Raw genomic sequence first — 22148 nt, 5'->3', positions numbered from 1 at the left:
GCCTACGCGGCGGTTACCGTATCGGTGTGAGTGTCGAACCGCTGGACACCGGCATCGTGGCCGGTCACCTGCATCTTCCCGAGGGCAGTCCGCGGGGTGGCGTCGCCTTGACGCACGGCGCCGGTGGCAATTGCGACGCCCGGATCCTGCAGCTGATGTGCTCCCGGTTCGCCGACGCCGACTTCCTCGCCCTGCGCTACGACCTGCCGTTCCGCCGGCGCAAGCCCAAGGGTCCCCCGCAGCCGTCCCGCGCCGCGGAGGACCGCGAGGGCGTGGCCGCCGCGGCCGCGGCGCTGCGCGACGGTGTGTTCGGACCCCTGTTGCTCGGTGGCGTCTCCTACGGTGGCCGGCAGACGTCGATGCTCGCAGCCGACGAACCGGGCATCGCCGACGCCCTCGTCCTGCTGTCCTATCCCCTCCATCCGCCGAGCAAGCCGGAGAAGTTGCGCACCGAGCACCTGCCGAAGATCTCGATGCCCACGGTGTTCGTCCACGGCGACCGCGATCCCTTCGGTACCTTCGACGAACTGCGGGAGGCACTCGGCCTCCTGCCCGCGGCCACGACCCTCGTCGAGGTCACCGGGGCCGCGCACGACCTGAGCCGCGCGAAGACGGATCCCTCGGAATCCGCCGTAGCCGCCGCGCTGCACCTGCTGGAAGAGAAAAAATCATGATCGAACCCACCGATGTCGCCATCGACACGCTGCTCGCCGAGCTCCGCGACCGGCTCGACGATTCCGTCGACGCCCCGACGACCCTGCGCGGCCTGCTCGAAGCGGTGCTCGTCGTGGGATCGGGTCTCGAGCTCGACTCCATGCTCCAGCGCATCGTCTCCGCCGCGACCGCTCTCCTCGACGCCCGCTACGGTGCTCTCGGCGTGCGCGCCGCCGACGGTGGCCTGTCGGAGTTCGTGTACGTGGGGATCAATCCGACGCAGCGCGAGGTGATGGGACACCTGCCCGAGGGCCGGGGCATCCTCGGTCTGCTCATCAACGATCCCCGGCCGGTCCGCCTCGCCGACCTGTCGAAGCATCCCGCCTCCATCGGTTTCCCGCCCAACCATCCGCCCATGAAGAGCTTCCTCGGAACTCCGATCATGGTGCGCGGCAAGGTTTTCGGCAGCATCTACCTCACCGAGAAACTGGGCGCACCCGAGTTCACCGAAGAGGACGAGGTGATCCTCAAGGTGCTCGCGATGTCCGCCGGCGTGGCCGTCGAGAACGCGCGCCTGTTCGAGGGCTCCCTCGCCCGCGAGAGATGGCTCACCGCAATGGCATCCATCAACTCCCGGCTGCTGATGGGCGGGTCGGTGGACGAGACGTTGTCGATGCTCACCGGCCAGGTCCGCGAACTCGCCCGGTGCTCGGGCGCCTATGTGGTGCTCGTCGACGGACATCACGGTCGCCTGCAGGCCGCGTCCCCCGCGGTGCCGTGCGGGAAGGACAAGCGTTTCGATCTCACCGGATCGCCTGTGCTGAAAGCACTCAAGAGCCGGCAGGCGATGCACCTCGACACCCTCGAGGGACTGCCACCGATGGAGCAGGGCGACGAGGGCCACGCGGTGGTGCTGCCGCTGTCGACGACGTCGACGGTCACGGGCGTGCTCGTCGCGACCCGCGAGGCCGGTACCGAACCGTGGGACGACGAGGACGTTGCCCGCTTCGAATCCATGGCGAACCTCGCGGCCGTGGCCCTCGAGTTCGCCGAACAGCAACGCAAGAAGCGGTTGCTCGACGTGCTTGCCGACCGTGACCGCATTGCACAGGACCTGCACGACAACGTCATCCAGCGCCTGTTCGCAACCGGTATGAGCCTGCAGAGCGCGACCGCCGAAGGGGCGGACACCGCACGCGTGGTGGAGGTGATCCGCCACGCGATCGAGCAACTCGACCGGACGGTGCGCGAGATCCGCACGACCATCTTCGATCTGCACACCACCGGCGCGGCGGCGTCGAACAGCCTGCGCCGGAGGTTGCTGGACGTCGTGGGCGATCTGAGCATCCACTCCGCGGTGGCACCCAACGTGCAGTTCGTCGGTCCCATCGACACGCTGGTGCCGATGCGCATCCACCCGCATGCCGAGGCCGTGCTCCGCGAAGGGCTGAGCAACGCACTGCGTCATTCGCAGTCCGACAACATCTCGGTGTCGGTCTCGGTTCAGGACGACTTCCGGATCGAGATCCTCGACGACGGCACGGGGCTACCCGACACGCCTCGCCGCAGCGGCCTGGCGAATCTCGAGCGACGTGCCGTGCAGTGCGGCGGGTCGTGCGAGATCGGCCCGGCCCAGCCGCGCGGCACCCGGGTGCTGTGGACCGTCCCGCTCTGACGGGTCAGGACGTCGACTTGCCGCGCTCGTTGCGCAGCTCGGTGGCGAGCACTGCGGCCTGCGTGCGGCGCTGCATGCCGAGCTTCGCCAGTAGTCGCGAGACGTAGTTCTTCACGGTCTTCTCCGCGAGGAACAGTCGTTCGGCGATCTCCCGGTTGGTCAGACCCTCGCCGATGAGCTCGAAGACGGCGCGTTCCTGCTCCGACAGCTCGGCGAGCGGATCGGCCGTGCGCGACGCCCGGATCCGTTCCATGAGTGCGGCGGTGGCGCGGCTGTCGAGCAGCGAGCCGCCCTCACCGACGGTGCGGATCGCCGAGACGAGGTCGGTGCCGAGGATCTGCTTGAGCACGAATCCGGAGGCACCGGCCATGATCGCGTCGAAGAGCGCCTCGTCGTCGGCGTAGGAGGTGAGCATCAGGGCGCGCAGGCCCGGCATGCGGTTGCGCAGCTCGCGGCACAGTTCGACACCGTTGCCGTCGGGGAGCCGCACGTCGAGCACCGCGACGTCGGCGCCGCTCTCGGGCACACGGGCCAGGGCCTCACCCACCGATGCGGCCTCACCGACGACGGTGAAGTCGGGCACGCTGCTCAGCAGATCCACCAGGCCGCGCCGCACGATTTCGTGGTCGTCGACGAGGAACACGCGGGTCATCTCGGGCACCTTTCGTTGACATCCTGTCCCGTCATTGTCCCAGGTGTACCGCGATACCCACGTCCTCGGGGCCGTTCGACACCCATCTGGGGACCTTCTCCCCCTGCCCCGCGGGCGCCGCTCGGGAGACGCTGAAGGAGCAGAGGTGGACATGTGGGACGAACGAGCCGACGAGGAGGATGTCGTGACTGTCGATGCCGGAACCTGGTCGCTCGGTGACACCGAGATCATTGCGCGTGCGGTAGTGGAGGCACCATCGGTGCACGACACGCAACCGTGGAATCTGCGCCTGCCCGATCACAGCGCCGAACTGGAGGAACGCCTCGAGTTCGCCGAGCCGGGTCCGGACCCGCTGCGCGTCGACCGGTTGATCTCGTGCGGCGCGGCCCTCGCGAATCTCGAGCTCGCGATCCGGGTCCTCGGCAACCGCTCGCGTACCTCCGTGCTGCCCGATCCGCAGCGGCCCGACCTCATCGCCCGGATCGAGACGCTCGGCCCGGGCACCCCGAGCAGCCGCGACCTGCGGTTGTACGCCGCCATCTCGCATCGGCGCAGCCACCGCGAATCGTTCACCGACATCCCGGTGCCGACGGAGACCCTCGCCGACGTCGTCGCCGCGGCCGGTGAGATACCCGACGTCGACGTGCGCCTGCTCGCCGCCGACGAGGCCGTCGCCCTGGCCCAGGTGCTCGCCTACGCGGCGGAGGCCCGCCGACGTCATCCGCACTACCAGCGGGAGATGTTCTCGTGGACCTCCCACTGGCAGCCGCGCGGCAACGCCGAGGTGGTCGCCACCTGGAGCGCGACCCTCGACGAACACGGTGCGGCCGGCGAGGCCATGGTCACCACGGGAATTCCCGACGTCGATGCGCTGGCAGCGGCGATCGCGCGCGAATCGGTGCTGCTGTTCTCCGCACCGTCGACATCGCCGGCCGATCTGGTCCGGGTGGGCGCGGCGGTGGAGCGGTGCTGGCTCGCGGCCATCGATGCGCGACTGTCGGCGTCGGTCATCACGCATCCCCTGCGGGTCGAGGACACCGGCTCGCGTCTGGCGGAGATGCTCGACCTGCCGGTGGTGCCGCTGGTGATCCTGCGCGTAGGTTTCTGACGAGAAGAAAGATCGAGGTGACGATGAGCGCACCGACCGAGGATCCGATCGACGATCCGACCCGCGAGTTGTTCCACACGGCCCTGGACATGGCGCAGGCCGCCAAGGCCGGCAACGTCTCCGGGTGGCTGGCCGCCCGCTACGAGTGCGGACGCGTCGAGGACGTCGCGTTCGTACTCTCGCAGATGCTCGGGGTGCTCATCGAGAACGGGGCGATCAGCCGGGGCGTGCATCCGGCCGACGCGTGGCGGGAACTGCGCGAGCGGGGCGTCGACGACTTCGGGTGACGCCCCGCATCGCTCCTCCGCCGGATCGATCCCCGCCCGGGATCAGTCCTCGGTCTCCTTCGACCGGACGACGAGGACCGGGCAGTCCGCGGTCTGGATCAGCGCGTTGCTCGTGGAGCCGAGCAGCAGTCCCTTGAATCCGCCACGTCCGCGGGTTCCGACCACGAGAAGCTGTGCGGCCTCTGCATATTCGCTGAGCACCCGCACCGGCCGGTCGCGGGCGACGACCCGTTCGACGGTGACGTCCGGGTACCGCTCCTGGTAACCGGCGAGACGTTCGGCGAGCACGATCTCCTCACCGGTCTGGATCCGGCTCCAGTGCGGGTCCTCGGGGACCGCTCCGAGCGAGGGCTGGACGCTGACGTCGCTCCACACGTTCACCGCGACGAGTGTCGCGCCGCGTGCGGAGGCCTCCTCGAACGCGACCTCCACCGCGTCGCGGCACGAGACCGATCCGTCGACACCGACCACGACGGGCCCCTCCGCCGGCGGCGCACCGTCGAGCGTGCGGCCCCGCACCACGACGACGGGCGCCGTCGCGTGCGAGACGACCGCTGTGGAGACCGAACCGGCGAGCAGGCCCTTCACCTCACCGAGACCGCGCGATCCGACGACGAGCCGGTCGGCGTGCTCGGCCTCCGCGATGAGCGTGGGAACGACCTTGCCTTCGAGCTGCGCGGTGGTGACCTCGACGTTTCCGTGACGGTTCTCGTCGATGATCTGCCGGGCGAGCACGGCCGCATTGTCGAGCCGGTCACGGGCCGTCGCCTTCATCTCCTCGTGGAAGCTCTGCGCGAGGTAGGGCTCGGAGTAGTAGAAGGCGGGGATGTGCACGACGGTGACGATGCGCAACGGCAGGCCGCGGATCGCAGCCGCCCGTGCCGCCCAGTTCACCGCGGTCGTGGACGCGTCGGATCCGTCGACGGCCACGACGATCGGCTTGTTCTCGGTCATCGCACGCAGAACCTTTCTCGGTGGGTCAGCCGCAGATCTGCCGCAGCTGTTCGATCAGTCGCACGCGACCTGCGGTGTCGGCCGCGAAGGGGGTGACGTTGAGAGTGGTGACCCCGGCCTCCGCGAAGGCCGCGACACGCTCGCGCACGAAGCCCTCCGAGCCGATCAGGGAGATCGAGCGGAGCAGTTCGGTAGGCACCGCCGCGGCCGCTTCCTCCTTCTTGCCGGCCAGGTACAGCTCCTGGATGGTCTCGGCTTCCTTCGCGTAGCCGTAGCGGATCGCGAGGTCGTTGTAGAAGTTCTTGCCCTTGGCACCCATGCCGCCGACGTAGAGCGCGACCATGGGGCGGACCCAGTCGAGCATGTGGTCGACGTCGTCGCCGATCGCGAGCGGGGTCTGGGCGTAGATCTGCAGGTCGCCGAGTGCCGGATCGCGCTTGGCCTTGCCCTTGGCGATCGATTCGCCCCACACCTCGGTGGCCTTCTCCGGGTAGTAGAACAGCGGCTGCCAGCCTTCGGCGATCTCGGCGGTCATCTCGACGTTCTTCGGGCCGAGCGAGGCGATGATGATCGGGATGCGCTCACGCACAGGCTTGTTGATGATCTTCAGCGGCTTGCCGAGACCGGTGCCGCGCTCTGCCGGCAGCGGGATCTGGTAGTGCTTGCCCTGGTGCTCGACCTTCTCGCGACGCCACACCTGGCGGCAGATGTCGACGATCTCGCGCGTGCGACCCAGCGGCGCGTTGTAGGGAACGCCGTGGAAACCTTCGATGACCTGGGGGCCGGAGGCGCCGATACCGAGCACGAAGCGGCCGTCGGAGACGAAGTCCAGGCCGGCCGCCGTCATGGCGGTGAGCGTCGGTGTCCGGGTGAACAACTGGAGGATGCCGGAGGCGAGCTCGACGCGGGAGGTCTTCGCCGCGAGGTAGCCGAGCTGGCTCACCGCATCGAACGAATAGGCCTCGGGCACGAACACGATGTCGAGGCCGGCCTTCTCCAGATCGGCCACCTCCGCCGCGGTCTCCGCGAAACCTCCGCTGTAGTTCAGTCCCATTCCGATGCGCATGCGCCACCTTCGTTCCTGCTGCACACCCCCGTTCGGGGCGCGTTCGTCCACGTGCCCCCGAACACTACCGCCGTCAGGAGGTGACCGGTCGCACCACCATCACCGGGCAGTGCGCCTCGCGCATGAGTGCGTTTCCGGTGGAGCCGAGCACCATCCCCTTGAAGCCGCCCCTGCCTCGGGTACCGACCACCACGAGCTGGGCTTTCCCGCTCCAGGACCGCAGGTGGGCGCGGGGACCGTCGACGTAGACCTTGCGGTGCACCGTCACGTCCGGATAGCGCTCGCCGTAGCCTGCGAGGCACTCGGACAGCAGTGAGTGCTCGTATTCCTCGAACGCGCGGGGATCGAAGTCGAGGGGCGACTCGTCGATCTCCCCGACCTTCAGGTCGCTCCAGACGTGGACGGCGACGAGGTCGACCCTGCGCCAGGACGCCTCCTCGAACGCCAGGTCGACCGCGTGGCGGCTCGCGGGGCTGCCGTCCACGCCGACGACGACGGGTCGCTCGTCGGGGACGGACCCTTCCGGTCCCCGCACCACGACGACCGGGCATTCGGCGTGACCGGCGACGGAGACCGGGGTGGAACCGAGGAACGCCTCCCCCAGCTTGGTGCTGCCGGTGGCGCCGAGAACGATCATCCGCGACGTGCGGGACAGCTCGACGAGCCACTTGGCGCTGCCGGTGAGGGCGAGTTCGGCGGTGATCTCGAGATCCGGCGCGACCGCCTCGGCTGTCTCCGCGGCCTCCTGCAGGAGCGCCTGGGCTTCGACCTCGCTCCACTCGAAGACCTGCGAGGGACGGAAGAAGGGAAGTTTCGTCCAGCCGGAGGGTGCGAAGTCCACCGCGTGGACGAGATGCAGGGAGATCTTCCGGCCGGCTGCGGTGGCCGCCGCCCATCTCACCGCCCGCTCGGAGGCCGGGGAACCGTCCACACCGACGGTCACGTGGTTGTGGTCGCGGGGTGCTTCACCGAGAGGTTTCACAACCGTGAGGCTAGCCCGATCCGGTACGCCCGGATACGGACTTTGGTCATCGAGTCGAGATTCCTTTGTTCGCAATGCATTCCGACCACAGCGATCTGCGTCACATTAAATTGTCATCCGCGATGCGAATTTACTACCGTGAAGCCATGCAACTCACCCGGTTCACCGATCTAGGACTGAGAGTTGTGATGCATCTCGTCGCCACCCCGGCGGAGAGTATGCCCAGCACCAGAACGATTGCAGACCGGCTCGATCTGTCGTACGCACATACGACGAAGGTCGTCGCCCGACTCGGCGAGCTCGGAGTGGTCACCACCCGCCGCGGACGCGGTGGGGGTCTGACCATCACCGAACTCGGCCGCACGGCGAGCCTCGGTTGGCTCACCCGAGCCCTCGAAGGTGAAGAAGAGGTCGTCGAGTGCGAAGGAGCGAAGCCGTGCCCCATGCGTCGCGGCTGCGGCCTCCGCTCCCGGCTCCGTGCCGCACAGGACGCCTTCTACGCCGCCCTCGACGACGTCACGATCGCCGACCTGGCGACCCCTGACGCCGGTCCGGTCCTGCTCACCCTCGAACCACCCACCGGCCGCCGACTCACGGCGATGCCGCCGGTGCAGCCTGTCACGACACACACGAGGAGACACACCATGCCGCTCTCACCCGAGTCCAAGGACGTCATCGCCGCAACCCTCCCGGCGGTGGGAGCCGCCATCGGCGACATCACCCCGCTGTTCTACAGCAAGATGTTCGCCGCCCATCCCGAACTCGAACGCGATCTGTTCAACCGCGGCAACCAGAAGCAGGGTGAGCAGCAGAAGGCACTCGCCGGATCGATCGCGGCCTTCGCGACGCTCCAGCTCGATCCCGATCCCGCTCGTGTCGAGGCGATCCTGTCCCGCGTCGCCCACAAGCACGCATCGCTCGGCATCAAGCCCGACGAGTACTGGATCGTCCACAAGCACCTCTTCGAGGCGATCGTCGAAGTCCTCGGTGACGCAGTGACTCCCGAGGTCGCGAAGGCGTGGGACGAGCTGTACTGGCTGATGGCCAACACGCTCATCTCGATGGAGGCCGATCTGTACCGGGCCGCGGGTGTCGAGGCCGGCGACGTCTGGCGCACCGTCCGCGTGGCCGACCGCGTCCACCAGTCCGCCGACACCGTCTCGTTCGTGCTCACCTCGCTCGACGGCTCCCCGCTGCCCGCCTTCCGTCCGGGCCAGTACCTGTCGGTCGGCGTCCACCTCCCCGACGGTGCCCGCCAGATCCGTCAGTACAGCCTGTCGAGCGCACCCGCGAAGGGCGACTGGCGCATCACCGTCAAGCGGGTCCTCGAGACCACAGCGCCCGACGGCACCGTGCTTCCCGCCGGTGAGGTGTCGAACTTCCTGTACAACAACGTCTTCGAGGGCGACGAACTGGAGGTCACCACTCCCTTCGGCGATCTCGTGCTCACCGAGGACGACACTCCGATCCTGTTGGCGTCGGCCGGTATCGGATGCACCCCGATGATCGGCATGCTCGATCACCTCGCCGGCATCGGCGACGAGCGTCCCGTCGCGGTCCTGCACGCCGACCGCTCGGTCGCGAGCCACGCCCACCGCCGCGAGCTCGAGACGCTCGCCGAGAAGATCCCGTCGGCCCAGCTGTACCGCTGGTACGAGGACCTCGGCAACCGCCAGCCGCTCGAGACGGTCCGCGTCGGGCGCGCCGACATCTCCGATCTGCCGCTCGACCCGAAGACCCAGGCCTACCTGTGCGGTCCGCTGCCGTTCATGCTCTCGCTGCGCGAGGCCCTGATCGAGCGCAACGTCCCGGCCGAGAACATCCACTACGAGGTGTTCGGACCCGACAGCTGGGCGCCTGCCTCCTGATCGATCGGATCCGATCGCGGTGCCCCGGCCGAGTCTGCCGGGGCACCGCTGCATTCGCGGCTAGGCTGCACCCATGGACTCCGCCGCGGCTGTTCGCCACCCGGCCCGGTCCCCGCGCAGCCGATTCACGGCACTGGGTAGCCGTGTCCTCGCACTGATCGGAGTCCTCCTCGTGGCGGGCCTCGTCGCCCTGTTCCCCGGGTCCGACGAGCCGCTCGGAACCGACGCCCCCGCCGACGTCTTCAGCGCCGCCCGCGCCGGCGAACACATCGACGCGATCGCCACCGGCCCACGGCCGCTCGGATCGACCGCCCACGCCGATGCCCGCGACCATCTCGTCGCCGTCCTCGAGGAACTCGGGTGGTCCACCCGCGTCGACTCCGGTGTCGGATGGATGGCGCGGTCCGGTGAGGCGACCCAACGCGGCGCCCGCGTGCAGAACATCGTGGCGACCCGGGACGGTACCGACCCCACCGGCACCGTCGTGCTCGCCGCACACTACGACACGGTCCGGGGCTCCCCCGGCGCGGGTGACGACGGGATCGGCGTCGGCACGGTCCTCGAGGTCGCTCGTGCCATCGATTCCGGTCCTCCCCCACGGAACGACGTCGTCGTCCTGCTCACCGACGGTGAGGAGAACGGTCTGCTCGGCGCCCACCGGTTCGTGGGCGCGGAGTCGGTGCGGGCCGGTCCCGTCGTCGTGCTCAACCACGAGGCGCGCGGAAACGCCGGTACTCCGACGACCTTCCGGATCACCTCACCGAACGGCGTCCTGATCGACAGCCTCGCGGGAGCGCCGGGAGCGAACGCCGACTCCCTCACCGAGCTGATCTTCGAGGCACTGCCGAACGACACCGATTTCCGACGCTTCGCCGAACACGGCCACCACGCCCTCGACACCGCGATCTCCGCGGGCTCGGCGTACTACCACAGCCCTCTCGACACCCCCGACCGTCTCAGCCGGACGTCGCTGCAACACATGGGCGACACCTCCCTCGCGACCGCCCGCACGCTCGCCGGATCCGATCTCACGGCCGTCGACGACGGCGGCGACCAGGTCGTGACGACCGCGCCCTGGGGACTTCTCCACATTCCGCGCTGGGCCGAGATCGTCGGGGCGATCGCGTTGGCCGGAACCGTGGGGGCGATCGTCGTACTGCGGGTGCGCCGCGGCGAGACGTCTGCCTGGCAGGTCGGCGCAGCCGTGGCCGTGGCCCTGCTCGCCGCCGTGCTCGCGGCGGGCGCGGCGTGGCTGCCGTGGTGGATCGTGCAGACCGTCGATCCGGGCACGGCCGCGCCGGTCGCCGACGAGCCCTACCGGCCGGGTGTCTTCCAGTTCGCGGCGGTCGTCGCGGCCCTCGGCGTCCTGCTGGTCGCGCGATCATGGTGGGGTCGCGACCGTCCGGCCGCCGCGCTCACGTGCGGAGCGTTCACGCTCGTCGCGGTGCTCGCGCTCGCCGGCATCCCCTTCGCCGGTGTGCCTCTGACGCTGCTCGTACTCGTCCTGCCGGCGGCGCTGGGTCTGCTGGTGGCGCTGCTCCTCCCGCAGCGCGACACGGTGTGGCCGCTCGTCGCGATCACGCTGGGCGCGCTCGGGTCGCTGATCTTCGGCCTGCCCGCCGTGCTGGTGTCCTTCGACGCCGGACTCCTCTACGGGGCGCCGGTGGCCGGTGTGTTCGTCGCCTTCACGTTCGCGGCGGTGCTCCCGCTGTGCGAGCCGTTCCCGTCGACCACCCGTGGGCTCGTCGTCTCCGCAACGGGCACGATCGCGATCGTCCTGGTGGCCACGCTGCTCGCCGGCTACCTCAACCGGGACGGTGCGACCGATCCCCGGCAGGAATATCTCTGGTACTCGCTCGACGCCGATCGGGGCGCCGCGGTGTGGGGATCGCCCGACGGCCCGCGATCCGATTGGAGCGAAGGCCTGCTCACCAGCGGCCCCGAGCCGCTCCCCACCGCCTTCCCGTGGCGGGATCACCGTCCGATGTACCACGGACCCGCTCCGGTCGCCGATCTCGAGGCGCCCGAGGTCGAGATCCTCGACGACACGACCGGCGGAAGTGCCCGGAAGATTCGACTGCGGTTGAGCTCACCGAGGGACGCCCAGGCCGTCGGACTGTGGATCGACAACACCACCGCCCACGTCCACGGCGCGACGGTGGACGGCTTCCGCGCCGAACCGTCCGACGACTTCGGCTTCCTGTTCTGGGCTCCCGGCCCCGACGGGATCGAGGTGGAACTGACACTGAGCATGCTCGAGAGCCGTCTCGGTGTCCGAGTCGCCGATCTCGGGGACGATCTCGGCGAGGTACCCGGCTTCGATCCGCCCGCCGATCGCGTCGTCGTCCAACCGACGGTGGCCGTGACGCGGACCCTGCAACTGTAGGGTCGTCACTCCCACTCGTGGACGGGAGTACCCGAGGCCATGTTCTGCACGTAGTCCTTCATCATCCCGAGCAGGGCGGTGCGACGGTTCTCGCCGGCGGCTTCACGTCGGGCCACCTGCCGTCGCTGCCATGCCGCTCCGGTCTGCCGGGTCAGCGCACGCCCTTCGACGATGCCGAGATAGCGGTCGCGGACCGCCGCCGACAGCCCGTAGGCCTCGAGGCCCTGGTGTGCGAGCGGCAACAGGCACCGCAGCACGAGTTCGTCGGCGCCGACCCATCCGGTGCGCGGCCAGTACAGCTTCGCGTCGAGCCCGAACTTCGCGCCGAGCACGAGATTCCGCTCGGCGGCGTCGAAGCTGAGGTCGCGCCAGATCGGCTCGTCGGAGTCGGCCAGGGCGCGCAGCGTCCCGTAATAGAAGGCGGCGTTGGCCATGGTGTCGAGGACGGTCGGTCCTGCCGGGAGCACACGGTTCTCGACGCGCAGGTGCGGATGGCCGTCGCTGATGTCGTAGACGGGCCGGTTCCATCGATAGATGGTGCCGTTGTGCATCTGCAGTTCACGCAGTTCGGGAACCCGTCCGGCGTCGAGTTCGGCCATCGGATCGACGTCCGAGACCTCCGGCAGAAGAGCCGTGAAGTAGCGGGAGTTCTCCTCGAACAGGTCGAGGACGGAGTCGATCCACCGCTCGCCGAACCACACGCGGGGACGGACGCCCTGGTTCCGCAGTTCGAGCGGTCGCGTGTCGGTGGCCTGCGCGAACAACGGGATCCGGCTCTCGTGCCACAGCGCCTTGCCGGCGAGGAAGGGTGAGTTCGCCGCGAGCGCGACCTGCGCTCCGGCCAGGCACTGGGCGGCGTTCCAGTGCGTCGCGAAATCCTCGGGAGCGATCCGCAGATGCAGCTGCAGAGACGTGCAGGCAGCCTCGGGAACCACCGAATTCATGTCTGCGCGAAGGGTTTCCACGACATCGGTGCCGGGCAACGGCACACCGTCGAGATCGAGTTCGATGTCCTCACCGCGCGCCGCGAAGATCTGCTCGTTGAGCGCTTCGTATCGGGGATTGGCGGTGATCCGGCCCAGTTCGAGATCGCCGAGTTCGAGTGTGGGCAGCATGCCGATCATGACCAGCTGCGCGTCGTGCAGGTGCATCCGCTCGTCGGCGCGCCGCAGCGAGGACCGCAGCGACTCCTCGAGTTCAAAGGGTTCGTCGCCGGTGAGACGTCGCGGCTCGACGTTCATCTCGACGTTGAACTGTCCGAGTTCGGTCTGGAAGACCGCGTGATCGTCGATCGCCTGGAGCACCTCGAGGTTCGACATCGCGGGCGACATGTCGTCGCGGACGAGGTTGAACTCGATCTCCATGCCGAGATGCGGTTCGGGTGACGAGTGCACGTCGACGAAGACGCCCTCTCGAAGCATCCGTTCGAGCGCCTTCATGCAGTCGCGAACCTTGCTCCGGAACATCCGCCGGTCTTCCCCGGTGAACGAACGAGCGGATATCTCAGCTCCCAATGGAACCCCCGGGTCGGCGCGCGGTCTGTCGAGCCAAGCCTAGCGCGCGCGGGTGCCGGGGGTGGGCCGACGGCGCGCCGTCGGGTGGGATCGAATACCGCGGGTCGGATCAGACGGCGCGGTATCCGCCCCAGTCGGTGACGACGCCGCGATCGCTCAGCCACGCGTTGGGGTTGATCTTGGTGCCTTCGGTGTCCCAGACCTCGAAGTGCAGGTGCGGTCCGGTGGACCAGCCCTCGTTGCCGACGGTGGCGATCTGCTGGCCCGCGTTGACGCGCTCACCGGCAGAGACCTGGTAGCTGCTCACGTGACCGTAGACGGCGGTGGTGCCGTCGTCGTTGAGGACGCGGACCCACTGGCCGAAGCCGGAGGCCGGTCCGGCGTCGAGGACCGTGCCGTTGGCTGCGGACTTGATGGGAGTGCCGAGCGGAGCGGCGATGTCGATGCCGCCGTGGTGTGCACCCCAGCGCGGACCCCAGTCGGAGGTGAGGGTGCCGGAGACGGGCTGCACAGCGGAGGGAGCACCGGGGTTCAGCTGGTCGAGCCAGCTGGGACCGGAGAACTGGTCGAGGAAGTTCGTGACCTCGGCCGGGAGCTCGGGCGCGCCCTGCTCCGCCGGGGTGGTGATGCCGGGGATGGCCGGGATCTCGACACCCTCGGGCAGCAGGCCCGCGGGAAGCTCGAAGGGCAGGCTGGGCGAGGGAGCCTCGGCCTGGACGTGGTCGTGGCCGGGATGCGCGGCAGCGGTGCCCGCGCCGATCTGCGAGCCGACGGCGAAGAAGGCACCCGTGGCAGCGGCGACGGTGGCGGCCTTGACCGGAGCGGACGTACCGGTGGGCTCGACGCGGTGACGGCCCTTGCCGGAGGACGGCACGCGAATCGTCTCGAGGTCGAATGCTTCGTCTTCGCGTGTGCGCTGATGGCGTCCCACAGTGTGTCCCTTGTTTCGTCCCGACTTCGACCGGGTATCCCCCGGCCGCTCCTGGCGACCCAAGGTAACAAAACGGTATAGGGAAAGGCCAGTGTTACCTTTCCTTGATCTCAATCGGCGGGAACCTGCAGGTCGTACGCACCGCCTCGGGAGCCTCGGGAGCGGGCGCTTGGTTACGGCACACGCCCGGCGGCTACACTCACAACGCGCCAAGGCCGGCTCCGCCCGGCCGGACGCCTCCGTAGCTCAGGGGATAGAGCACCGCTCTCCTAAAGCGGGTGTCGCAGGTTCGAATCCTGCCGGGGGCACACATCGGGTCCGCCGCCTCCACGAGCACCCCCGGGCCCCGGACCCCGAACGTCACGGGCACCGTCCCGTCCACGCATCACGGTTCGATCTAGTCGGCCCTCCGCCGTCCGCGCGACAGTTAGCATCCACAACGATGCCGCTCGACGACGACGGAAATCGAGGACCCCACATGGACATTCGGCCTCGTGCCCGACATCTCGCCGTGATCGTCTCGGCGGCGGTCCTCGGATTGTTCGTCACTCCCGCCCCCGCAGGGGCCGGGGGTGTCTCCGGCCTCGTCGAAGGACCGGCCCATCCGGTCGGCGCGGGCAACGCCCGCACGTACGTCACCGTCGACGAGGAGGGCACGCCGGCCACCATCGGGGTGCGACTCGACGCGGCCGCACTCGACGACCTGCCCAGCGCTCTGCTGCCGGTCACCGAGGCCTACGTGCTCGAGTTGCCCGAGGAAGCGGCCGCCACCGCGTTCGACCACGTCACGGTCGACTGGAACTCGCACGGCCACGACCCCCAGCACGGCTTCGACGTCCCGCACTTCGACGTCCACTTCTATCTGCTGGACAGGCCCACGGTGGAGTCGATCCATCCCTTCGCCCCCGGCTACATCCCCGCCGCGGCCCGCGTGCCCGACCCGCGGTACATCCCGGAGGGGTATGCACCGTCCGGAGATCCGCTGACGTCCACCGTCGCGGGCATGGGACTGCACTGGGTGGACACCACCGAGGCCGAGCACGACCCGGCAGCGGGACACCACCTCACCGAGACCGTGCTCTACGGCACGTGGGACGGGCGGCAGGCGTTCATCGAACCCATGCTGAGCCGGGAGTGGCTCGCGACGCGGCCCGCGCACCACGAGGAACTCCGCCTGCCCCAGGCGTACCAGCGCGAGGGCCTCTACCCCACCACCTACTCCGTGTGGTGGGACGAGGCGTCGCAGACGTACACGGTCGAACTCGGCGGGCTCACGATGCGCGAGGCGTCGTAGATCGTTCCGTCGAGCGGGGACTCAGTCCAGTGGGGAGACGCGGATGAGGTTCCCGTCCGGGTCCGACACCACGAACGTCCGTCCGAACACCTCGTCGTGCGGTGCCTCCACGACCGTCACTCCCTTGCCGACCCACTCGTCGTGGATCGCGTCGACGGCGGCGGCCGAGCCGGGCACCATCAGGCCCACCTCCGAGAACCGCGGCGCGTTCGCGTCCACGGCCCCGGCGCGACCCGACCACAGTGCGAACAGCACTCCCGGCGCCACTTCGAAGGAGACGTAGCGCGGGGTCGTCATCTGCGGGGTCATGTCGAACAGGTCGCTGTAGAAGCGGGTCGCGCGTTCGACGTCGGTCACGTAGATCAGGAACAGGTTGGGCGACGACACGGTCATCGACATCTCCTCGGATCATGTGTGGATGTGAAGGGCTTCGGGAACTACCGTGACACCGAAACCTGACAGTTCCTGTCGTGTTTTCGGAAGGAGATCCGACATTCGATGAACCGGCCGCAGCGGTTGCTGAGCATGCTGGTCGTCCTGCAGGCCCGCAGACGGGTCACGGCCGCCGAACTCGCGGAGGAGTTCGGCGTCTCCGAGCGCACCGTGCTACGCGATGTGGAAACGCTTGCTGCTGCGGACCTTCCGGTGGTCGCCGAACGCGGCAGGTACGGCGGCATCGTGATGATCCCCGGCCGGCAGACCGACCTGAACCGCCTCACCGCGTCCGAGGTGGACGTCCTGCGCGCCCTGGGTGTCGACATGGGCCGGGCCCGGCAACTCGGTGTCGACACCGCCGCGCGGGACGCCGTTCACAAGCTCACCGCACGCGCCCGGCGCACGCCCACCACCACACGCGACGACGACCTGTTGCCGCTGACCGAGGTGGTCACCGTAGACAACCGGGGATGGTTCGCCGCCGACGACCGGGCCGACGTCGCTGCGCTCACCCGCGACCTGCGGCGCGGACGGCGACTCGCCATCACGTACCGGTCGAGCGGGCACCGCGACGAACGCGAGATCGTCGTCGATCCCTACGGTGTGCTCTCCCGCGCCGGCCGTTGGTATCTCGTGGCCGACGACGAGGGGCGACCGCGGTTGTTCGCACTGACCCGCCTGAGTGCGTGGAAGGTGCTCGACCGGCCGCGCCACCTGTCCCCCGGCCGGACCCTGCCGGCCCTGGCACGCGAGCTCGGCGACGCCCTCGAACGACGCGACGACGTCGTCGTCACCGCCGATCTCGCGACGAACCGCCTCGACCTCGCCCGGCGCATCCTCGGTGCCCGCCTGCGCGGAAGCACCGCAGGACCGCGACCGGACGTCTCGCGCATCACGGTGGCCTACGACTCGATGGACGGTGTGCGGCAACTGCTGCAGTTCGGTGAGCACATCGAGATCGTCGGACCACCCGAGGCACGGGGCCTCGTGGCGGAACTGGCCGAGTCCCTCCTCCGCCGTCACACCGCGCACCGCCGCCGCGAGTGAACTCCCGCTGATCCGAACCCTGTCCCGCCCGGACCGAGCTTCCTATCGTGGGGAGATGTTCGACGCCCACCTGCACATCATCGATCCGCGTTTCCCCCCCGTCGAGAACGACGGCTATCTGCCCGAACCGTTCACGGTCGACGACTATCTCGCGCGGGTCGCGCATCTGGGCGTCACCGGCGGGGCGGTGGTGTCGGGCTCGTTCCAGGCCTTCGACCACAGCTATCTCCTCGACGCACTCGACCGGCTCGGGCCCACTTTCGTCGGCGTCGTACAACTTCCGGCCACTGCCTCGGACGACGAGATCACCCGGCTCGACACGGCGGGAGTGCGGGCCGTGCGGTTCAACGTCCGCCGGGGCGGATCGGCGACACTGTCCGACCTCGACCGGCTCGCCAGGCGGGTCCACGATCTCGTCGGCTGGCACGCCGAGTTGTACATCGACTCGCGCGATCTCGCCGATCTGCACACGACGATCACAGCTCTGCCCGCCGTTTCCATCGATCACCTGGGACTGTCGCAGGACGGCCTGCCGTCACTGTTGCGGCTGGTCGAGAGCGGTATCCACGTGAAGGCAACAGGGTTCGGACGCGTCGATCTCCCGGTGGCCGACACACTTCGCGCCGTTGCCGAAGTGAATCCCGGTGCACTCGTGTTCGGCACCGACCTGCCGTCGACACGCGCACCGCGACCGTTCCGGGACAGCGACATCACGCTCGTCGAGGACGTGCTCGGCGACGAGCTCGCCGACGCGGTACTGCGCCGCAATGCTTCCGCGCTGTATCGGATCGAGACCGAAACCCCTCCTGGGACTTCGGTGTCTCGATAGACTCACGCACGTCATCGGTGCGCGGGACGCGCCGCGGTACCCCTCGCCGCGGTCGGCTCCCGGACGTGACCTTCCCTTTCCGAGGAGCAGCACCATGCCTGCACTGCGAATTCCACGTCGAGTTCTCGCCCTCGCGGCACCCGTCGCCGCCGCAATCGCATTCACCGGTGTGGCCACCGCTGCACCCCCTCAGCCCCTGGGCACGGCGATCACCATCGGCTGCATCAACCAGGGCAGCCTGGCGTCGTTCACCTCGGTCACGGCGCAACCCGGACCGGACGAGGGCATCCCCGGCGGCCACGTCCTGTTCTCCACGCGGGAGGCCCTGTGGCCGGTCCCGGCGGCCGGACAGGTCAGCGTCGCGTGGCTCAACCGCAACAACGGCCGCGCCGGCATCGTCGATCTCGGCGGTGCGTACCCGAACCTGTCGACGCTGGTCGACACCGGCCCGGGTGAGGTCGTGGCGACGGTCTTCGGTTCGGTGAATCTCGGCAGTGGACCGCTGTGCAACTCGACCCCCGCAGTCGGCAGCGTCGTGGTGCCGTGACGCCCGGACGAGGCATCCGGCCGAGTTGTGCCGTATGCCTCGTCACCGAGGTGGTGCCGGATGCGTCGTCACCTGGGTGAATACATGATGATGGCAACGCCGGCGAGGCATACGAGCGCGCCCGCGACATCCCATCGGTCCGGCCGGAAACCGTCCATCACCATGCCCCACACCAGGGAACCCGCCACGAACACACCGCCGTACGCGGCAAGGATGCGGCCGAAGTTCGCGTCGGGCTGAAGTGTGGCGACGAAACCGTAAGCGCCGAGAGCGATCACACCCAGCCCCATCCAGATCCAGCCGCGGTGTTCGCGCACACCCTGCCACACCAGCCACGCACCACCGATTTCGAACAGTGCGGCAACGGCGAACAGCAGCAACGACTTCAGCACGGTCACGGGAGGCGACTCTAGTCCTGCGACGTCGAACCCAGCTCGATGCGGCGCACGGAATCCCCCCGCACGAGGATCGTCACGAGTGCCCGGCGGCCCGGAGGCAGGACCCGCACCGTGACGGAACCGTGTGACACCGAGTCGAGTTCGTCGGCGACCGCACGGCGGAGGCGGGCCTGTTCGTCGGGGGGCACCCCGTCCAGGCCGTGATCGTCGAGCATCACCACGTCCACGCCTCGCCGGCGCGCGGCGTCGGCCGCCTCGACGACCTGGGGATCCTGCAGGGCCGGCGCTCGAAGCCCGTCCCGCAGACGTGCTTCGAGCAGCACACCGGCGCGTCGCTCCCCCGCCTCGAGTACCTCTCCGGTCGCGATCCGTTCGAGCAGTGGCCGGGCCAGGGAGTCGAGCCGGTCGAGCTGCGCGTCGCGTTCCTCGAGCGCTGCAACCGAGGCCGCCTGTTCCGCGCTGCGCTGCAACGACATCGCACGCAGCAGGTAGATGGATCCGGCGAGTGGTCGCAGGGTGAAGGCGAAGAAGGTGGACATGAGGACCGGGGCGGCGTTGACGAGCGACAGCGACAGGCCGGGGCCGATCCCCTGTCCGGTGGCGTAGGTCCAGAAGGTCGCGGTCGCGATCATGCAGGCCAACCCGATCCACGCCGCGAACGTGCACACGAGCACGGCGAGGGCGGGAGGCCAGCTCGCGGACGTGTGCTCGGCGCCGAACGCCGCCAGCACGAGGCAGACCAGGGCGTAGAGGCTCACGAGTACACGTGCGGCCGTGGTGCGCATCCCCAGCAGGTCGCGCACGTCGCGGGTCGATTCGGCGGTCGTCACGGTGCGCGACGCTCGGCCGGATCGCACCAGAGCAGCGTCACCGTCGTGCCCCCGGGACCCGAGGTGATCTGCGAGTCGCCTCCGGCCAGACCGCGCATGCGTCCGTGGATGCTCGCGCGGATGCCCATCCGGTAGGGATCGATCTGGGCGGGGTCGAATCCGTGGCCGTCGTCGCGGACGACCACCCGGACCGATCCGGGCCCGAGGTCGACGTGCACGGCCCGCTGTGTGCCCGGGCCGGCGTGGCGGACACTGTTCCGCACGGCCTCGGCCAGTGCGGCTCCGACCGCCCTGATCACGTCGGCCGGGTAGTGCGGCCCGGCATCGGCGCTCGTCGTGGTCGTGAACTCGACGTCCTCGTCCACCTCGGAGGCCGCCGAGCGGAACTGGGCCGCCACCCGGTCGGCGTCGAAGCTGCTCTCGGTGTCGTCGCCGCGCCGCAGGGAGTCGAACATCTCCAGCGCACGACGGGCCTGGGCCGCGACGGGACCGTCGGATGCGCCGCGACCCGAGGCGAGCAGGGTGGACATCACCTGGTCGTGGACGAGCGCGTCGAACCGCTCGCGTTCGACCGTCCTGGCCGCGGCCGCCGCTGCTGCGACGACGGACCTCTCCGTGGCTGCGACGGTGGAATCGAGGACGTCGCCCGTGCGGAAGGCGACGATCGCCGCGGCGGCGAAGACCCCGCAGAACATGAGCGCGAAGGCGAGTTCCGGGACGAAGCGGTATCCCGTCGTGGTGTTCACCAGCAGATAGTTGGTGGTCTGCACGACGAACACCACCGCCGTGAGGTAGGCGAGCGCCGTCCGCGGCCGCCACGCTGCCGCCGCGGACAGTCCTGCCACTCCGGGGAAGAGCGCCTGCCAGGCCGTGTTCGTGGAGACCTCACCTGTCCAGGCCGGGAACCACAGGACCGCCGCGACCAGGAAGGAGACGGCGTTGGCGGCTGCGAGTCGTCCGACCCACCGGACATCACTCAGGAAGGTCGCCACCCCGAGCGCGATCCCGGTACCGAAGATCGCGAGCAGTGCCGTCGGCAACCACCACCATGCCGTGAGGTGGGCCTGCGATACCGCCGTGGGGACGACGAACAGCAGGTAGAACACGTAGCCCGCGCTGATGAACCGGCCGAAGACCCGGTGGATCCGGTCGGCCGCGCTCATCGGATCCGTCGTGTGTCCACCCTGTGCGGTGGCAGGCCGACGGGTCACAGCTCGTCGATGGAGACCACACCGTCCTGCAGAGCGCGGGCGAGCAGTGCCGTCTTCGTGGTCGCCGTACGCCCGACGCGGGCGTACTTCTCGCGGATGCGGACGATGTGGGTGCTGACCGTGGCTGCGGTGACGAACAGGCTCGCAGCGGCCTCGGACTTGGACTCGCAGAGCAGCCAGGCCCGCAGGATCTCGATCTCGCGAGCCGAGAGTGCGGGCTTCTGAGGTGCAGGCTTCTGTGCCGGGGAATGTTCGAGCATCGTCGTCATAGCGCGTCCCTACCGAGATGAATACATGGGATCGAACCGAGTCCCCCGACGAACTCCGTTTCGAGTGCGTACACCGTAACTGTTGAAACCGACAACTACCGAGACCGATCTTTCTCTGCCCAAGAAAATATGGGCATCGGTGCTTCGGCTAACGACCGGTCTGCTGCCCGTCGTGCCCGAGCTCGATCCGTCGCACGCCCTCGCCCTTCACCAGCATCGTCACCATCGCCGCGCGGGCCGGCGGCAGCACCCGCACGGTCACCGACCCCTGGCTCACCGAATCGAGCACGTCCACCACCTCCCGGTAGACGGCGCGCCGAACCTCGGGAGAAGCCGAGTCCATGGCGTGGTCGTCGAGCATGACGATCTCGACGCCGCGCCGGCGGGCCGCAGCAGCGGCCCGGTCGACCTCGGGTACCTGGAGCACGGGCGCACGCAGACCGTCGCGCAGTCGCGCCTCGACCAGTCCGCACTCGATCCGCTCGTTCTCGTCGAGAGGTTCGCCCGAGACGATCCGCTTGAGCAACGGACGCGCGGAGGCATCGAGACTGCTCAGACGGGCATCACGTTCCTCCAGGGCCGCGGCGGCCGCGGACTCCGCCGCGATCCGCTGCATCGACCGGGCGCGCAGGAGATAGATCGACCGCGCGAGCGGGCGGATCGTGTAGGCGCAGACGGTGCCCATGAGCACCGGCCCCGCGCTCGTGATCGTCAGTCCCAGCCCGTAGGCGATCCCCGGACCCGTGAGATACGACCACAGCGCGGCGACGACGAGCATGAGCAGCATCCCGCACCAGGCGAACGCCGTGCGCCCCCGCACGCACATGAACACGAGAATTGTCGTGGACATCCCGAACGGCCACAGCTCGATGGGGTGCGGCGCCGGATCGGCGGGCAGCACCCACAGCACCGACGCCGACGCGATCGCGCCCGCGAACGTCATCGCCAGTGCGGGTCGTACCGGTAGTGGGTCGCCCTCCACCGCGACGAGCGCGTAGGCGGCGGCCACACACACGATCACGGCGATCGCGACGGGCCAGCGGACCTCGGCATGGGGCGCGGTGTTCAGGGCGAGCACCACGCAGGTCACCGCGTACAGGACGGCGAAGGCCCGCGCGGGCCGGCTGTGCATCCGCAGCAGATCGGAGACGGTCGAGTTCGCCGTGTTCATGCGGCCGGATCCCGCCAGTACAACAGCACCCGGGTCCCGG

Annotated in this window: 22 protein-coding genes, 1 tRNA gene and 1 pseudogene; 12 read left to right on the top strand and 12 right to left on the bottom strand. The window is 69.2% G+C overall.

All coding sequences use genetic code 11. The features are described 5' to 3' along the window. The first annotated feature begins 26 nt into the window (after positions 1–26). Entirely contained in the window at positions 27–674 is a 648-nt protein-coding gene (locus tag U9J23_RS04945) for an alpha/beta hydrolase family protein (protein WP_326601664.1), read from the top strand. Continuing rightward, positions 671–2329, top strand: coding sequence for a sensor histidine kinase (locus tag U9J23_RS04940; protein ID WP_326601662.1), 1659 nt, complete (start codon positions 671–673; stop codon positions 2327–2329). The genes U9J23_RS04945 and U9J23_RS04940 overlap by 4 nt, the downstream gene beginning before the upstream one ends. Before the next feature lie 4 nt (positions 2330–2333). Here the strand turns inward: U9J23_RS04940 and U9J23_RS04935 are convergent, their stop codons facing one another. Next, positions 2334–2981, bottom strand: a complete 648-nt coding sequence (locus tag U9J23_RS04935) for a response regulator transcription factor (RefSeq protein ID WP_059381771.1) — start codon at positions 2979–2981, stop codon at positions 2334–2336. Positions 2982–3132: 151 nt separating this feature from the next. On the opposite strand from U9J23_RS04935, the gene U9J23_RS04930 reads away from it, so the two are divergent. Further along, a complete protein-coding gene (locus U9J23_RS04930; protein WP_326601660.1) occupies positions 3133–4089 on the top strand; it encodes a nitroreductase family protein in 957 nt (318 codons plus the stop codon). A 17-nt stretch (positions 4090–4106) separates the two neighbouring features. After that, the gene (locus U9J23_RS04925) at positions 4107–4376 is read left to right on the top strand and encodes a hypothetical protein (RefSeq protein WP_326601658.1); all 270 of its coding nucleotides are present in this window, start codon (positions 4107–4109) and stop codon (positions 4374–4376) included. A 42-nt stretch (positions 4377–4418) separates the two neighbouring features. Here U9J23_RS04925 and U9J23_RS04920 read toward each other — a convergent pair whose 3' ends face one another. The 3 genes from U9J23_RS04920 to U9J23_RS04910 form a co-directional block, all read right to left on the bottom strand. Then, complete coding sequence (locus U9J23_RS04920) at positions 4419–5330, bottom strand: universal stress protein (protein ID WP_326601656.1); 912 nt, start codon at positions 5328–5330, stop codon at positions 4419–4421. Between the two features lie 25 nt (positions 5331–5355). Next, entirely contained in the window at positions 5356–6396 is a 1041-nt protein-coding gene (locus U9J23_RS04915; protein ID WP_059381714.1) for an LLM class F420-dependent oxidoreductase, read from the bottom strand. A 73-nt stretch (positions 6397–6469) separates the two neighbouring features. Continuing rightward, the gene (locus U9J23_RS04910) at positions 6470–7378 is read right to left on the bottom strand and encodes a universal stress protein (protein ID WP_059381715.1); all 909 of its coding nucleotides are present in this window, start codon (positions 7376–7378) and stop codon (positions 6470–6472) included. Positions 7379–7452: 74 nt separating this feature from the next. Between U9J23_RS04910 and U9J23_RS04905 the strand changes: the two are divergent. The 3 genes and pseudogenes from U9J23_RS04905 to U9J23_RS04895 form a co-directional block, all read left to right on the top strand. After that, positions 7453–7902, top strand: a pseudogene (locus tag U9J23_RS04905) (RrF2 family transcriptional regulator); the annotation flags it as partial. Between the two features lie 120 nt (positions 7903–8022). Continuing rightward, on the top strand, positions 8023–9246 hold the full coding sequence (locus U9J23_RS04900; RefSeq protein WP_059381717.1) for a globin domain-containing protein: 1224 nt from the start codon (positions 8023–8025) through the stop codon (positions 9244–9246). A 73-nt stretch (positions 9247–9319) separates the two neighbouring features. Continuing rightward, entirely contained in the window at positions 9320–11632 is a 2313-nt protein-coding gene (locus U9J23_RS04895) for a M28 family peptidase (RefSeq protein WP_326601653.1), read from the top strand. A gap of 5 nt (positions 11633–11637) precedes the next feature. Here U9J23_RS04895 and U9J23_RS04890 read toward each other — a convergent pair whose 3' ends face one another. Then, the gene (locus U9J23_RS04890) at positions 11638–13146 is read right to left on the bottom strand and encodes a glutamate-cysteine ligase family protein (protein WP_272266703.1); all 1509 of its coding nucleotides are present in this window, start codon (positions 13144–13146) and stop codon (positions 11638–11640) included. A gap of 109 nt (positions 13147–13255) precedes the next feature. Continuing rightward, positions 13256–14077: a M23 family metallopeptidase gene (locus tag U9J23_RS04885; protein WP_059381720.1), complete on the bottom strand. Its 822-nt coding sequence runs from the start codon at positions 14075–14077 to the stop codon at positions 13256–13258. A gap of 235 nt (positions 14078–14312) precedes the next feature. Between U9J23_RS04885 and U9J23_RS04880 the strand changes: the two genes are divergently transcribed. After that, positions 14313–14385: transfer RNA gene (locus U9J23_RS04880), tRNA-Arg, on the top strand. Positions 14386–14555: 170 nt separating this feature from the next. Next, positions 14556–15371, top strand: coding sequence for a DUF5602 domain-containing protein (locus tag U9J23_RS04875; RefSeq protein WP_059381721.1), 816 nt, complete (start codon positions 14556–14558; stop codon positions 15369–15371). Between the two features lie 21 nt (positions 15372–15392). Here U9J23_RS04875 and U9J23_RS04870 read toward each other — a convergent pair whose 3' ends face one another. After that, on the bottom strand, positions 15393–15764 hold the full coding sequence (locus U9J23_RS04870; protein WP_228525414.1) for a VOC family protein: 372 nt from the start codon (positions 15762–15764) through the stop codon (positions 15393–15395). 105 nt (positions 15765–15869) lie between these two features. Here U9J23_RS04870 and U9J23_RS04865 point away from each other — a divergent pair, with 105 nt between their 5' ends. From U9J23_RS04865 to U9J23_RS04855, 3 genes are all read left to right on the top strand, one after another. Further along, on the top strand, positions 15870–16853 hold the full coding sequence (locus U9J23_RS04865; RefSeq protein WP_272266704.1) for a helix-turn-helix transcriptional regulator: 984 nt from the start codon (positions 15870–15872) through the stop codon (positions 16851–16853). 55 nt (positions 16854–16908) lie between these two features. Then, positions 16909–17682 (top strand): amidohydrolase family protein, encoded by a 774-nt coding sequence (locus tag U9J23_RS04860; protein WP_059381723.1) that lies wholly within the window; start codon positions 16909–16911, stop codon positions 17680–17682. A gap of 94 nt (positions 17683–17776) precedes the next feature. Beyond that, complete coding sequence (locus tag U9J23_RS04855) at positions 17777–18229, top strand: hypothetical protein (protein WP_059381724.1); 453 nt, start codon at positions 17777–17779, stop codon at positions 18227–18229. Between the two features lie 68 nt (positions 18230–18297). On the opposite strand, the gene U9J23_RS04850 is transcribed toward U9J23_RS04855, so the two are convergent. The 5 genes from U9J23_RS04850 to U9J23_RS04830 all read right to left on the bottom strand — a co-directional run bounded on the left by U9J23_RS04850 (position 18298) and on the right by U9J23_RS04830 (position 22108). After that, positions 18298–18627, bottom strand: coding sequence for a YnfA family protein (locus tag U9J23_RS04850; protein WP_006551592.1), 330 nt, complete (start codon positions 18625–18627; stop codon positions 18298–18300). A gap of 11 nt (positions 18628–18638) precedes the next feature. Continuing rightward, positions 18639–19457, bottom strand: a complete 819-nt coding sequence (locus U9J23_RS04845) for a hypothetical protein (protein WP_326601645.1) — start codon at positions 19455–19457, stop codon at positions 18639–18641. Further along, positions 19454–20620, bottom strand: a complete 1167-nt coding sequence (locus U9J23_RS04840; protein ID WP_326601643.1) for a sensor histidine kinase — start codon at positions 20618–20620, stop codon at positions 19454–19456. Before U9J23_RS04840 ends, U9J23_RS04845 begins: the two co-directional genes overlap by 4 nt. Positions 20621–20664: 44 nt before the next feature. Further along, entirely contained in the window at positions 20665–20937 is a 273-nt protein-coding gene (locus U9J23_RS04835; protein WP_016692216.1) for a LuxR C-terminal-related transcriptional regulator, read from the bottom strand. Positions 20938–21085: 148 nt separating this feature from the next. Beyond that, the gene (locus tag U9J23_RS04830) at positions 21086–22108 is read right to left on the bottom strand and encodes a hypothetical protein (RefSeq protein ID WP_229580500.1); all 1023 of its coding nucleotides are present in this window, start codon (positions 22106–22108) and stop codon (positions 21086–21088) included. Positions 22109–22148 lie beyond the last annotated feature (40 nt).

Source organism: Rhodococcus sp. PD04 (genome assembly GCF_035918275.1).
GTDB classification, from domain to species: Bacteria; Actinomycetota; Actinomycetes; order Mycobacteriales; family Mycobacteriaceae; genus Rhodococcus; species Rhodococcus rhodochrous.
Note: the sequence above shows the minus strand (reverse complement) of the source record. Positions and strands in the feature narration are given on the sequence as shown.

Coding starts and splice junctions, on each gene's coding strand:
- U9J23_RS04940 (WP_326601662.1), top strand. CDS start 671: ATGATCGAACCCACCGATGTCGCCATCGACACGCTGCTCGCCGAGCTC.
- U9J23_RS04935 (WP_059381771.1), bottom strand. CDS start 2,981: ATGACCCGCGTGTTCCTCGTCGACGACCACGAAATCGTGCGGCGCGGC.
- U9J23_RS04930 (WP_326601660.1), top strand. CDS start 3,133: ATGTGGGACGAACGAGCCGACGAGGAGGATGTCGTGACTGTCGATGCC.
- U9J23_RS04920 (WP_326601656.1), bottom strand. CDS start 5,330: ATGACCGAGAACAAGCCGATCGTCGTGGCCGTCGACGGATCCGACGCG.
- U9J23_RS04915 (WP_059381714.1), bottom strand. CDS start 6,396: ATGCGCATCGGAATGGGACTGAACTACAGCGGAGGTTTCGCGGAGACC.
- U9J23_RS04900 (WP_059381717.1), top strand. CDS start 8,023: ATGCCGCTCTCACCCGAGTCCAAGGACGTCATCGCCGCAACCCTCCCG.
- U9J23_RS04895 (WP_326601653.1), top strand. CDS start 9,320: ATGGACTCCGCCGCGGCTGTTCGCCACCCGGCCCGGTCCCCGCGCAGC.
- U9J23_RS04875 (WP_059381721.1), top strand. CDS start 14,556: ATGGACATTCGGCCTCGTGCCCGACATCTCGCCGTGATCGTCTCGGCG.
- U9J23_RS04870 (WP_228525414.1), bottom strand. CDS start 15,764: ATGACCGTGTCGTCGCCCAACCTGTTCCTGATCTACGTGACCGACGTC.
- U9J23_RS04865 (WP_272266704.1), top strand. CDS start 15,870: ATGAACCGGCCGCAGCGGTTGCTGAGCATGCTGGTCGTCCTGCAGGCC.
- U9J23_RS04860 (WP_059381723.1), top strand. CDS start 16,909: ATGTTCGACGCCCACCTGCACATCATCGATCCGCGTTTCCCCCCCGTC.
- U9J23_RS04855 (WP_059381724.1), top strand. CDS start 17,777: ATGCCTGCACTGCGAATTCCACGTCGAGTTCTCGCCCTCGCGGCACCC.
- U9J23_RS04840 (WP_326601643.1), bottom strand. CDS start 20,620: ATGAGCGCGGCCGACCGGATCCACCGGGTCTTCGGCCGGTTCATCAGC.
- U9J23_RS04835 (WP_016692216.1), bottom strand. CDS start 20,937: ATGACGACGATGCTCGAACATTCCCCGGCACAGAAGCCTGCACCTCAG.
- U9J23_RS04830 (WP_229580500.1), bottom strand. CDS start 22,108: ATGAACACGGCGAACTCGACCGTCTCCGATCTGCTGCGGATGCACAGC.